Here is an 11,718-nt window from a genome sequence, read left to right on the forward strand (position 1 = left end):
CATGGCGCAGTTGAAGATTACGCAGGTCCGTTCCTCCATCGGTGGGCGGCACAACCAGCGCGAGACGCTGCGGACGCTCGGCCTCGGGCGTATCGGCAAGTCCGTCACGCGTGAGGACCGTCCCGAGGTGCGCGGACAGATCAACGTCGTGTCACACCTGGTCGACGTCGAGGACGTGGCCGGTGACAGTGCGGAGGGAGGTCGCTAATGAGTGAGAGTCCGCTCGACGAGCCGCTCAAGCTGCACCACCTGCGTCCCGCCGAAGGAGCCAAGAAGGCGCGGATCCGTAAGGGTCGCGGCGAGGCTTCCAAGGGCAAGACCGCTGGCCGCGGAACAAAGGGAACCAAGGCGCGGTCCACCGTGCCGGTCGGTTTCGAGGGTGGCCAGATGCCCCTGATCCGGCGGATCCCGAAGCTCAAGGGGTTCAGCAACCACCTGTTCAAGGTCACCTATCAGGTGGTCAACCTGGACAAGATCGCTGAGCTCTACCCGGACGGTGGCGAGGTCACCGCGGCGGGGCTGGCGGAGCGGGGCGCAGTGCGCAAGAACCACCGCGTGAAGATCCTGGGGACCGGGGACATCTCGGTCGCGGTCCAGGTCAACGTGGACGCTGTGTCGAACTCGGCCCGCGAGAAGATCACCGCTGCGGGTGGCAGCATCGCGGAGTCCTAGGCATGATCCACCCTCTGGACGCCGGCGGCTCACCCTGATTGAAGGGTGCAGAAGCCGGCGTCCAGTCGTATGGGCTGCTAGGGTCGGTTCGATGGTTCCTAACTCCCCCGCACTCGGCACTTCCGGTGCCCGTGGTGTGGGGTGTGGGTGATCCATCGATCCAGCACCCCGGAGGCGTGGGCGGCCACTCACGCTGACCGTGTCCCCATGGCCAGGTAACTCAAGGTAATGAGAGCCCCCGACGATCCCGGATCGGCCGCGATGCCGTCAGGCGATCCCGTAGCCGGTGCCGCACAGGAGGAGACGTGCTAGGTGCGTTCGTCCGTGCGTTCAGCACGCCCGACCTGCGTAACAAGCTGCTGTTCACCCTGTTTATCCTGACGCTGTTCCGGCTCGGCTCCGTGGTGCCGGCCCCTGGGATTGACTCGGTCGCGATCAGCCAGTGTGTGTCCGACGTCCGAGCCGCGGACGAGACGGGGCTGTACTCGCTCCTGCACATGTTCAGCGGTGGGGCGCTACTACAGCTGTCGATCTTCGCGCTGGGCATCATGCCCTACATCACCTCCAGCATCATCCTGAACCTGCTGACGGTGGTGATTCCGCGCCTGGAGGCGCTGAAGAAGGAGGGCCAGAGCGGCCAGGCCAAGATCACGCAGTACACGCGTTATCTGACGCTGGCGCTCGCCGTCCTGCAGTCCACCAGCATCGTGGCGACCGCCCGAACGGGGCAGCTCTTCGGTGGCGCACAGGGGCCCTGTAACCCGCAGGACTACATGCCGTTCCTCGGCACGCCCAACGAGCTGATGGCCACCATCACCATCGTGGTCGTGATGACCGCCGGAACCGCCGTGATCATGTGGTTCGGCGAGCAGATCACCCAGCGTGGGGTCGGCAACGGCATGTCGCTGCTGATCTTCACCGCGATCATCGCGATCTTCCCCGCCGAGATCAGCCGGATGTGGGCGGAGGAAAGCCCCTGGATGTTCGGCATCATCATCGCCGCGGGCCTCGCCCTGATCACCGGTGTGGTGTTCGTCGAGCAGGCGCAGCGCCGGATCCCGGTGCAGTACGCCAAGCGGATGGTCGGGCGCCGGATGTACGGCGGCAGCTCCACCTACATCCCGCTGAAGGTCAACCAGGCGGGTGTGATCCCGGTCATCTTCGCCTCGGCGATCCTCTACCTGCCGCAGCTCTTCCTCGGGTTCGTGGGGCCGGAGTCCGACGGCTGGTTCGCCCGGACCCTGACGACCTACTTCAACCCCGCCGACACGCACCCGGTCTACCTGACGACGTTCTTCGTGCTCATCGTGGGCTTCGCGTTCTTCTACGTGTCGATTATCTTCAACCCCACTGACGTCGCCGACAACATGAAGAAGTACGGTGGATTCATCCCGGGTATTCGTCCGGGGCGACCCACTGCCGAGTACCTGGAGTACGTGCTCGCGCGGCTGACGACCCCTGGTGCGCTGTATCTGGCGTTTATCGGTGTGTTGCCGATGGTGGCTTTGGGGGCGTCGGGAGCGTCCGCCAACTTCCCCTTCGGTGGCACAAGCATCCTGATCATGGTCGTTGTGGGGCTGGACACGGTGAAGCAGATCGAGAGTCACCTCCAGCAGCGGAACTACGAAGGTTTTCTGCGATAGTGCGAGTTGTACTGGTAGGACCTCCAGGGGCCGGCAAAGGCACCCAGGCACAGATCATCGCCGAGCGGTTGGCGATTCCGAAGGTGTCCACCGGCGACATCTTCCGGGCCAACATCAGCGGCGACACCGCGCTTGGGCAGCGGGCGAAGGCGTACATGGACAAAGGAGACCTCGTTCCGGACGAGGTCACCAACGCCATGGTGCGCGATCGCCTCGCGGAGGACGACGCGAAGAACGGGTTTCTGCTCGACGGGTTCCCCCGCAACGTGCAGCAGGCCGAGACGCTGGACACCATGCTCAGCGACCTCGCGACCGAGCTGAACGCCGTGCTGGAGCTCGTCGTCGACGAGGACGAAGTCGTCCGGCGTCTGGAGGGGCGGCGCACGTGCCGTAAGTGTGGGCACGTGCACCATCTCGACTACGACCCGCCGAAGACCGAGGGCGTCTGTGACGTCTGTGGCGGCGAACTCTTCCAGCGCGACGACGACCGTCCCGAGACGATCCGCCGCCGCCTGGAGGTCTACCGGGAGCAGACCGCTCCGCTGGTCGACTTCTACGACCGGCGTGGGCTCCTGGTGCGGATCGACGCGATCGGCGCGGTCGAGGATGTCACGCGTCGCGCGGTGAAGGCGCTGGGCGTGGGCGAGGCCTCCTGATGTTCCGCAAGGGGCGGTCCAAGGTCGAGGTGAAGACCCCAGCGCAGATCGACCTGATGCGGGCCGCTGGGCGGGTCGTCGCCGCCACGCTCGACACCCTGCGGGCCGAGATCCGCCCGGGCATGACCTCACTGGAGCTGGACCGGATCGCCGAGGACTCGATTCGGTCCGCTGGGGCGGTGCCGTCGTTCAAGGGCTACCACGGCTTCACCGGGTCCATCTGCGTCTCGGTGAACGAGGAAGTCGTCCACGGCATCCCCAGCCAGAGCACGGAGTTCCGGGACGGGGACCTGGTCTCCATCGACTGTGGCGCCATCCTGGACGGCTGGCACGGGGACTCGGCGATCACCGTCGCGATCGGCGGCGGAACCGAGGCCGAGCGCGTCGCCATGTCGGTGTGCGAGGAAGCCATGTGGCGCGGTATCGCCGAGATGCGTCCCGGGAAGCGCCTCGGGGACATCGGCCACGCGATCGAGACCTACATCCACTCCCAGGGCGACTTCGGGAACGTGGAGGAGTTCGGCGGGCACGGCATCGGGACGCAGATGCACATGGAGCCGCACGTGCTCAACCACGGCAAGGCCGGCAAGGGGATCAAGCTCCGCGAGGGCATGTGCCTCGCGATCGAGCCGATGGTCACCATGGGCACCGAGGTCGTGGTCCAGCTCGACGACGGCTGGACCGTCGTGACGCAGGACGGTGCGAAGTCCACGCACTTCGAGCACTCCGTCGCCATCACCGCGGACGGACCGCGTGTGCTCACCGCACGCGCGGAGAACCGCCAACGCATCAGCGAGCTCGGGTTCGTCGACTCCGGCTGGTGACGTCACCCTCCACCAAGGTCGTGCGATGTCGTGACTTTGGTGGAATTGCGTGACCCCCTTCCAGCGTTGAAGATGGCGTTATGAACAACCCCGACGTGCGTGCCTCCGACGCCGACCGCGACCAGGTCGCCGAGGTGCTTCGGGAGAACTACGCACAGGGGCGGTTGGACGGCGAGGAGTTGCAGGAGCGCCTCGAGGTCGTCTACGGGGCACGGACGCTGGCGGACCTCGTGCCGCTCACGCGTGACCTTCCCGCCAGCGACCTCAGTACCGTCGGTCGGGAACTGGAACCGCGGCCCGCCGCGGGGCCCCTGGCCCGTCAGGAATCCTCGGTCCTCCGCCACCCCGCCGTGGTGGTCCCGTGGACGGTGTGGGGCGGCGTCAACCTCATCAGCTTCTCGGTGTGGGGGATCCTCGCCCTGTCGCTGGAGGCGTCGCTTCCACTGTGGTGGATCTGGACGCTGGTGCCCGGTGGGATCGCCGTGGCGATCAGCACGGTGCTCTTCGTCGTCATCCGTGGCGCCACCCGCGACAGGCCGGCCGACTGAGGGTGGTCGTGGCGGGTCGAGAGCAGTGGTAAGAGCGGGGTAAACTGGATCCGCTCACACCCGGGTTGTTGGGTCAGCATGCCCAAGTGGCATGCCGTGGAGCCGCGGTCTACTTGCGTCGAACGCCAACGCCCCGCTGTCAAGCCGCTGCCCACCTGTAAGGCCCTGTCGCTGACGGGGGCATGCCGGGGTGCAGCGAAGAGTCGTAACCAGACCAACGAAGCGCGGAGGATATGGCTAAGAAGGACGGCGCCATCGAGATCGAGGGCTCCGTTATCGAGTCCTTGCCCAACGCAATGTTCCGAGTGGAGCTCGACAACGGGCACAAGGTTCTCGCCCACATCAGCGGCAAGATGCGGATGCACTACATCCGGATCCTTCCCGATGACCGTGTGGTCGTGGAACTCAGCCCGTACGACCTCACGCGCGGACGCATCGTGTACCGCTACAAGTAGTGCCCGCAGTCGTCGGCCCGCGAGGGTCCGGCGAGTGCCGGCCTCATCGAGTCCGGAGTGACCATGAAGGTTAAGCCGAGCGTGAAGAAGATCTGCGCGAAGTGCCGCGTGATTACCCGTCATGGGCGGATCCGCGTCGTGTGCTCAGATCCTCGGCACAAGCAGCGTCAGGGCTAGACAGGCCCGTCGGCGCGCAGCGTACGGCGGACACGTCACACGCTGAGGTGTCTGACCGGCGCATCACCGAGATAGACGTTAACCAACGCGCGAGTCCCGTCGAGAGTCCACCACGGACACACCCTCGGTCGGAGGCCGAGGCCCCGCCCTTTGGGCAGCGGGGAACTCGACGGGGAAGACCTCCGCAACGAACCTAAGGAGAACGGCCCATATGGCACGCCTTTCCGGCGTCGATCTCCCTCGCGAGAAGCGAGTCGAGATCGCACTCACCTACATCTTCGGCATCGGGCGTACGCGCTCGGTCGAAACGCTGAAGGGTACCGGGGTTGACCCCGACACGCGGGTGCATCAGCTCACCGAAGACCAGTTGATCGCACTGCGGAACTGGATCGACAGCAACTACCAGGTTGAGGGCGATCTCCGTCGCGAGGTGCAGGCGGACATCCGTCGCAAGATCGAGATCGGCTGCTACCAGGGTGTTCGGCACCGCCGCGGTCTGCCGGTGCACGGGCAGCGTACGCAGACCAACGCTCGCACCCGTAAGGGCAAGAAGAAGACCGTGGCCGGCAAGAAGAAGGTCGGCAAGAAGTAGCAGCCTGATCAGCCCTGGGGTGAGTGAACCCCCGGGCCGGGTACCACATCTTTAGGAGTTTGAGGCAATGCCGCCAAAGGGCCGCCAGGCGACCACCGCGCGTAAGGTGCGCCGCAAGGAAAAGAAGAATGTCGCGCATGGGCACGCGCACATCAAGAGCACCTTCAACAACACCATCGTGAGCATCACCGACCCCAGCGGCGCGGTGATCTCGTGGGCCAGCTCCGGACAGGTTGGCTTCAAGGGCTCGCGTAAGTCCACCCCGTTCGCCGCCCAGCTCGCCGCCGAGGCCGCCGCGCGTCGTGCGCAGGAGCACGGCATGCGCAAGGTCGACGTCTTCGTCAAGGGGCCGGGCTCGGGCCGTGAGACCGCGATCCGTTCGCTGCAGGCGACCGGACTCGAGGTTGGCTCCATCCAGGACGTCACGCCGGTGCCGCACAACGGCTGCCGTCCGCCCAAGCGTCGTCGCGTCTAGGGACGTCGACGCGTCAGTCCCGTTCACGCGGGGCCGATTCATACCAGTGACCGTCATATAGCGGGCGGTCGTGGGAGAGGAAAAGAAACATGCTCATCGCTCAGCGTCCGACTCTGACCGAAGAACTGGTCGGTGACCACCGGTCCCGGTTCGTCGTGGAGCCGCTGGAGCCGGGTTTCGGCTACACCATCGGTAACTCGCTTCGCCGTACGCTGCTGTCCTCGATCCCGGGGGCGGCGGTGACCAGCATCCGCATCGAGGGTGTGGAGCACGAGTTCACCTCCGTCGAGGGCGTCAAAGAGGATGTCACCGAGATCATCCTCAACCTCAAGGGGTTGGTCGTCAGCTCCGAGCACGACGAGCCGGTGCTGATGTACCTGCGCAAGCAGGGGCCGGGCGTCGTGACCGCCGCGGACATCGCTCCTCCGGCCGGGGTCGAGGTCTACAACCCCGAGCTGCCCATCGCCACGTTGAACAGCAAGGGCAAGCTGGAGATGGAGCTGACCGTGGAGCGGGGCCGGGGTTACGTCTCCGCCGCGCAGAACAAGCAGCCCGGGCAGGAGATCGGCCGGATTCCGATCGACTCCATCTACTCGCCGGTGCTGCGCGTCACCTACAAGGTCGAGGCGACCCGTGTCGAGCAGCGGACCGACTTCGACCGGTTGATCCTGGACGTGGAGACCAAGCCGTCGATCCGTCCGCGGGACGCGGTGGCGAGCTCCGGCAAGACGCTGGTCGAGCTGTTCGGTCTGTGCCGGGAACTCAACGTCGACGCCGAGGGCATCGACATGGGACCCTCTCCCACGGATCAGGCTCTCGCGGCGGACCTCGCGCTGCCGATCGAGGACCTCAACCTCACGGTGCGTTCCTACAACTGCCTCAAGCGGGAGGGGATCCACTCCGTCGGGGAGCTGGTCGCTCGCTCCGAGCAGGACTTGTTGGATATAAGGAATTTCGGCGCGAAGTCCATCGAGGAAGTCAAGCAGAAGCTTGTCGACATGGGGCTGTCGCTCAAGGACTCACCCCCCGGGTTCGACCCGGTCAGCGTTGCCGACTCCTACGAGTCCGAGGACGACGAGGACGAGGCGTACGTCGAGACCGAGCAGTACTAACACACCGACACCGCGGGCTCTGCGCCGCGGGATCGTCCCGACCCGGATCGTGTGACCGGGGGCGACGAGCACAAGGAGAACTATGCCCACCCCAACGAAAGGCCCGCGCCTCGGAGGCGGTCCCGATCACGAGCGGCTGATGATGCGCAACCTCGCGACATCGCTGTTCGAGCACGGCCGGATCAAGACGACCGAGGCCAAGGCCAAGCGCCTTCGTCCCTACGCCGAGAAGCTGATCACGCTCGGTAAGCGTGGCGACCTGCACGCTCGCCGGCAGGTCCTGACCAAGATCTCCGACAAGAGCGTCGTGCACGAGCTCTTCACCGAGATCGGGCCGCGTTACGCCAACCGGACCGGTGGCTACACCCGTATCACCAAGGTTGGGCCGCGGAAGGGCGACAACGCCCCGATGGCCGTGATCGAGCTGGTGGAGGCCGGACCGGCCGGTGCGACCGCGGGGGCCCAGGCCGCCGCCCGCGCCGCCGCGGCGGAGACCGCCACCAAGCCGGCCGAGGCTCCCGCGGAGGAGGTCGAGGCCACCGAGGTCGCCGAGTCCACCGACACGGCTCAGGCCGAGGAGCAGGCGGCCGAGAGTGCCGCCGAAGGCGCGGACACCGACGAGGCGCAGAAGGACAAGAGCGACTCCTAGGATCGCGCTGGTCTCAGCGAGTGAATGTGATCGGATGCCCGGTCCCCATGTCGGGGCCGGGCATCCGGCTTGTGTGGGCGGGGAGTTGACGGTGGGAGAGACGACGGAGGCTGGCACGGCCGAGGAGCCGGCTCTGGTGCGCCTGCGGCTGGACATCGCCTACGACGGCGCCGAGTTCTCCGGATGGGCGGCCCAACCGGAACGGCGCACCGTGCAGGGCGTGCTGGAGAAGGCCCTGGCGCGGGTATTGCGCATCGACCGGCCCCAGCTCACCGTGGCGGGGCGGACCGACGCCGGGGTGCACGCCCGGGGCCAGGTCGCGCACGTCGATGTTCCAGCGGAGGTGTGGGACGCTCAGGAGGGCAAGCTGACCCGACGTCTGGCCGGGGTGCTGAAGCCCGACGTGCGGGTCTGGTCCGTCGCTGCCGCACCGGCCGGGTTCGACGCCCGGTTCTCCGCGCTGCGCCGGCGCTACGTGTACCGGGTGGGAGACGCCCCCGGAGGGGTCGATCCCCTGCGCCGCCACGACGTGTTGTGGCATCGGCGCCCGCTGGACCTGGAGCGCATGAACCAGTCCACCACCGCGCTGGTGGGTGAACACGACTTCGCCGCCTTCTGCCGTAAACGAGAGGGCGCGACCACCATCCGGGAACTCCTCCGGTTGGAGTGGCGCGAGGCCGGCCCCCACCGCTACGACGCCACGGTGGCCGCGGACGCGTTCTGCCACAACATGGTGCGCGCCCTCGTCGGTGCGATGCTCATGGTCGGCGATGGCAGGCGTGAGCCGGACTGGCCGGGGGAGGTGCTCCGGGCCGGCGTCCGGAACTCCGGCGTCCACGTCGCCCCGGCGCACGGCCTCACCCTGGAGGAGGTCACCTACCCCGGCCCCGGTGACCTCGCGAGCCGCGCCCAGGAGACCCGCCGGGTCCGTACGTTGGACGCACCGTAGTCGGGCCCGCCGCTCCCACCATCAGGATTTCTCCACCCTCTCCGCTGGAGCGGACCCAATCCGCACCGTTGTCGAGACTCGTGCGTAGCTGAGCGTTCCGATCACCAGGCCGACGCCCCACACCAAGTAGGCGGGCACGGAGACCCAGAAGAAGGGTTCCGGCAGATCCAGTCCGCCGGACGGAGGGAAGGGGTTTCGGCCCTGCAGTCGCTCCAGCACCATCTGCCCGGTCATCACGCCGAAATAAGCGACCATGGTCACGCCGAGCACGGAGCCGCAGCCGATCAGGAGCCGGCGCGGAACCCGGCGGCCTCGCAGCAGAGGGACCCACGCCGGCCAGATCCTTCCCCACCGGTGCACGAGGGCCAGGGGTAGGAGGATGCCGGCGAGCAGGAATCCGACCTCGAACACGATCATGCTCGGGCCGCCGGTGAGCGGGTTGGTGTCCAGGCCGACCACAAGTTGGGCGGCCAGTCGGACCAGGCACGCGGCGACCGCGGCGTAGCCGACGGCGACGACCCAGCCTGGAGTCTCCCGTGGCGGTGGTCGATCTCCGAGGTCCCCGTGGGTGGCGTTCCAGAAGCGCCACGTGTGCAGGGCGACGAGAGACGCGGCGACCACACAGCCCAGCCGGCTCAGTGCGCCCAGCGGTTGGAAGTCCATGCCGAGCCCTGGGAGAACACCGCTGACCAGGTCCAGCAGGATGAGCGCGGCCGCGCCCATGAGTGTTGCCGCGATACCGGCCCCCGCTATGGCGACTGTCAGTCGGGAAACCCGTGCCGGGCGGCCCCGCTGCAGAAGGAACTGCGCCACGACAGCGCCGATGGCGAGAACGAGCACGACGATTCCCGAAGACCCGGTGAGCATCACCAGGTCGGGCCCCATCGCCGACATCGGCACGTCGACCACAGTCAGCCCGAGGCGCGCCACGGCGTAGCCGGCCAGCCAGACCACGGTGAGGACGGTCAACCAGCGCCGGGGACGAGCTGGGCTTCCGAGGGTTCCGGGAACTGCCGCTGCGGTGGACATGCCGTGACGGTAACCAGGCGAGCACCGCCGACACCTCACCCGCAAGAGGGAGTTCGCGCCCCACGCGGGGGAGAAGCTCACGCTTCACGGGAGGTGGGTGCCTCGACAACGAAGAACAGGAAGATGGTCTTGGTCGAGAGAGCGTCGAAGTCCGCCGGGAAGTGCTCTCGTCCGGCGGGGTCGAGTCGCGGCTCGCTGATGGTGGATATCCGGAAGCCGGCGGTGGTGAAGGCGTCGATCATCGCGTGCAGGGGGCGACGCCAGAACATCATCGGTACACGCTGTCCGCCGAACTCCCAGTCGAAGTAGTAGCTGGTGGTCGCGTAGTAGTCGGGGCGCGGTTCCTGGATCGTGTAGGCCACGAACGGGTGGTCCACGGACGCGATCAGCCGACCTCCCGGCCTGAGCACCCTGCGCAGCTCGGCCAGGGGCGGCGCCCAGTCCTCCAGGTAGTGCAGCACGAGTGACGCGACGACGTCGTCGAACGTGTCGTTCCCGAACGGCAACGGCTCGCGCAGATCGGCGACGTGCAGCGCGGCGTCGTTCCCGAGCCGTTTCCGCGCCAACGCCAGCATCCCGGAACTGACGTCGATCCCGGTGACGTCCGCACCCCGGTCACCCAGCTCAGCCGCCAGGCTCCCGGACCCACACCCGACATCCAGGATCCGCCGCCCGGCCACGTCCCCAGCGAGATTCACCATCGCGGGCCGCTCATAGTAGGCGTTGACCAGGCTGGTCTCATTCTCCGCCGCGTACGCCTCAGCGAAGCTGTCGTAGTCGTTCACCGGTCTTGGGTCGCTCCTGGACGCGTCAGTCACACCTGCCATCGTCGCAGCCACGGGACCACCCGCGCACCTGCCGTCGAGCCCCCGCACACGAGAAGTTCTTCAAAGGTCACGCTTCGCGTGGCGTTCTCTCTTGTGGCGGCTTCGGTGCCGTGGGTGTGTGGTTGGGGGCCTGGTGGGGGGTGGCCGCCCCGCCGGAGGGGTGTGGTGGGGCGGCCACCGGGGTGCCCCGTGCGTCGGGTCGGTGTGACGCGCGGGGGGTTTGTTAGGTGGTGGGGTGGTTGTGGGTGGCGAGTCGTAGCGCTACCTGGTCCTCGCTGCCCAGTGGGTATACGGCGTCGGCGACGCGCCAGTGGTCTCCGTGCCATTCCGCTAACGGGCTGTTGTGGAGGTGGTAGGTGCGGATGTGGGTTCCGTTGGGGAGCTGCTGCCAGCCCATGTAGACGTCGCCGTGTTTGAGGAGTTCGTTGAGCAGGCGATCCTTGGGGGGCATGTTCACCGCTCGCGTCCTCTCTGTGCGGGGATGAGGCGGGGGAGGTGGGCGGTGACGGTGCAGTGGTCGTGGTGGGTGATGGTGGTCCAGGTTTCCGCCATGGCGGCGACCAACTGGAGTCCGTGGCCGTGTTCGGCGAGGGGGTGGGGGCGCCTGCCCCATTGGGGTGTGGTGTGGGTGTCGTTGCCCTGGTCGGTGACGCTCACCAGTGCGCGGGTGGGCTGGATTTCTGTGGTGACGGTGAAGGTTCCGCCGAGATCTCCGCTTCGGGTGTGTAGGAGGGCGTTGGTGGCGAACTCCGACACCACCAGCACGGCCTCACCGATCGCGTGGGGCTCCACTCCGCGGGCGGAGAGTTCCGTACGGACCCAGGCGCGGGCCAGTGCCACGCTCCCTGGCAGGCCAGCGAACCTCTTCGTGGTCATGACGTCACCCCCACCACGGGCAAGGGACCGGTCGCGAGGATCGACGTCACGGTCGAGGGGTGGTCCAGAGTGGTGCCACAACCCCGACACCAGGCATGCGATGGGCGACGGAACAGGTAGGGACGCACCCGCGAATGACGGCGACGCGCACCACGCGAAGCCGGGGGTACAAGAAACCCGCCACCGCGGGTTAGGGTTCTCGCTGGCATCAGTCCTCCTAAGACTGGTGTCCAC

At 67.2% G+C, this 11,718-nt stretch carries 17 protein-coding genes; 13 read left to right on the forward strand and 4 right to left on the reverse strand.

The features are described 5' to 3' along the window. Window position 1 precedes the first annotated feature (1 nt). The 13 genes from rpmD (at window position 2) to truA (ending at window position 8,752) form a co-directional block, all read left to right on the forward strand. Window positions 2–208 (forward strand): 50S ribosomal protein L30, encoded by a 207-nt coding sequence (gene rpmD, locus J4H86_RS19805; protein WP_236539385.1) that lies wholly within the window; start codon window positions 2–4, stop codon window positions 206–208. Continuing rightward, the gene (gene rplO / locus J4H86_RS19810; protein WP_236539387.1) at window positions 208–672 is read left to right on the forward strand and encodes a 50S ribosomal protein L15; all 465 of its coding nucleotides are present in this window, start codon (window positions 208–210) and stop codon (window positions 670–672) included. Before rpmD ends, rplO begins: the two co-directional genes overlap by 1 nt. 305 nt (window positions 673–977) lie before the next feature. Further along, complete coding sequence (gene secY, locus J4H86_RS19815; protein ID WP_236539388.1) at window positions 978–2,315, forward strand: preprotein translocase subunit SecY; 1,338 nt, start codon at window positions 978–980, stop codon at window positions 2,313–2,315. Continuing rightward, the gene (locus J4H86_RS19820) at window positions 2,315–2,971 is read left to right on the forward strand and encodes an adenylate kinase (RefSeq protein WP_236539389.1); all 657 of its coding nucleotides are present in this window, start codon (window positions 2,315–2,317) and stop codon (window positions 2,969–2,971) included. Before secY ends, J4H86_RS19820 begins: the two co-directional genes overlap by 1 nt. Continuing rightward, window positions 2,971–3,795, forward strand: a complete 825-nt coding sequence (map, locus tag J4H86_RS19825; RefSeq protein WP_236539390.1) for a type I methionyl aminopeptidase — start codon at window positions 2,971–2,973, stop codon at window positions 3,793–3,795. Before J4H86_RS19820 ends, map begins: the two co-directional genes overlap by 1 nt. An 80-nt stretch (window positions 3,796–3,875) precedes the next feature. Next, the gene (locus J4H86_RS19830) at window positions 3,876–4,343 is read left to right on the forward strand and encodes a DUF1707 SHOCT-like domain-containing protein (protein WP_236539391.1); all 468 of its coding nucleotides are present in this window, start codon (window positions 3,876–3,878) and stop codon (window positions 4,341–4,343) included. 233 nt (window positions 4,344–4,576) lie between these two features. After that, window positions 4,577–4,798 (forward strand): translation initiation factor IF-1, encoded by a 222-nt coding sequence (gene infA, locus J4H86_RS19835; RefSeq protein WP_017593374.1) that lies wholly within the window; start codon window positions 4,577–4,579, stop codon window positions 4,796–4,798. Between the two features lie 63 nt (window positions 4,799–4,861). Next, window positions 4,862–4,975 (forward strand): 50S ribosomal protein L36, encoded by a 114-nt coding sequence (gene rpmJ / locus J4H86_RS19840; protein WP_236544100.1) that lies wholly within the window; start codon window positions 4,862–4,864, stop codon window positions 4,973–4,975. Between the two features lie 211 nt (window positions 4,976–5,186). Next, a complete protein-coding gene (rpsM, locus tag J4H86_RS19845) occupies window positions 5,187–5,567 on the forward strand; it encodes a 30S ribosomal protein S13 (RefSeq protein WP_236539392.1) in 381 nt (126 codons plus the stop codon). Window positions 5,568–5,634: 67 nt separating this feature from the next. Beyond that, window positions 5,635–6,042, forward strand: a complete 408-nt coding sequence (gene rpsK, locus J4H86_RS19850) for a 30S ribosomal protein S11 (RefSeq protein ID WP_236539393.1) — start codon at window positions 5,635–5,637, stop codon at window positions 6,040–6,042. An 89-nt stretch (window positions 6,043–6,131) separates the two neighbouring features. After that, complete coding sequence (locus J4H86_RS19855; RefSeq protein ID WP_236539394.1) at window positions 6,132–7,154, forward strand: DNA-directed RNA polymerase subunit alpha; 1,023 nt, start codon at window positions 6,132–6,134, stop codon at window positions 7,152–7,154. Window positions 7,155–7,236: 82 nt separating this feature from the next. Then, entirely contained in the window at window positions 7,237–7,803 is a 567-nt protein-coding gene (gene rplQ / locus J4H86_RS19860) for a 50S ribosomal protein L17 (protein ID WP_236539395.1), read from the forward strand. 133 nt (window positions 7,804–7,936) lie between these two features. Further along, the gene (gene truA, locus J4H86_RS19865; protein ID WP_236544101.1) at window positions 7,937–8,752 is read left to right on the forward strand and encodes a tRNA pseudouridine(38-40) synthase TruA; all 816 of its coding nucleotides are present in this window, start codon (window positions 7,937–7,939) and stop codon (window positions 8,750–8,752) included. A gap of 21 nt (window positions 8,753–8,773) precedes the next feature. On the opposite strand, the gene J4H86_RS19870 is transcribed toward truA, so the two are convergent. The 4 genes from J4H86_RS19870 to J4H86_RS19885 form a co-directional block, all read right to left on the reverse strand. Continuing rightward, window positions 8,774–9,781, reverse strand: coding sequence for a hypothetical protein (locus J4H86_RS19870; RefSeq protein WP_236539397.1), 1,008 nt, complete (start codon window positions 9,779–9,781; stop codon window positions 8,774–8,776). Window positions 9,782–9,858: 77 nt separating this feature from the next. Then, window positions 9,859–10,608, reverse strand: coding sequence for a class I SAM-dependent methyltransferase (locus J4H86_RS19875; protein WP_236539398.1), 750 nt, complete (start codon window positions 10,606–10,608; stop codon window positions 9,859–9,861). A gap of 223 nt (window positions 10,609–10,831) precedes the next feature. Continuing rightward, on the reverse strand, window positions 10,832–11,065 hold the full coding sequence (locus J4H86_RS19880; RefSeq protein WP_236539399.1) for a hypothetical protein: 234 nt from the start codon (window positions 11,063–11,065) through the stop codon (window positions 10,832–10,834). Further along, complete coding sequence (locus tag J4H86_RS19885) at window positions 11,062–11,484, reverse strand: ATP-binding protein (protein ID WP_236539400.1); 423 nt, start codon at window positions 11,482–11,484, stop codon at window positions 11,062–11,064. The genes J4H86_RS19880 and J4H86_RS19885 overlap by 4 nt, the downstream gene beginning before the upstream one ends. Between the last annotated feature and the right edge of the window lie 234 nt (window positions 11,485–11,718).

This window comes from Spiractinospora alimapuensis (assembly GCF_018437505.1).
Classification (GTDB): domain Bacteria; phylum Actinomycetota; class Actinomycetes; order Streptosporangiales; family Streptosporangiaceae; genus Spiractinospora; species Spiractinospora alimapuensis.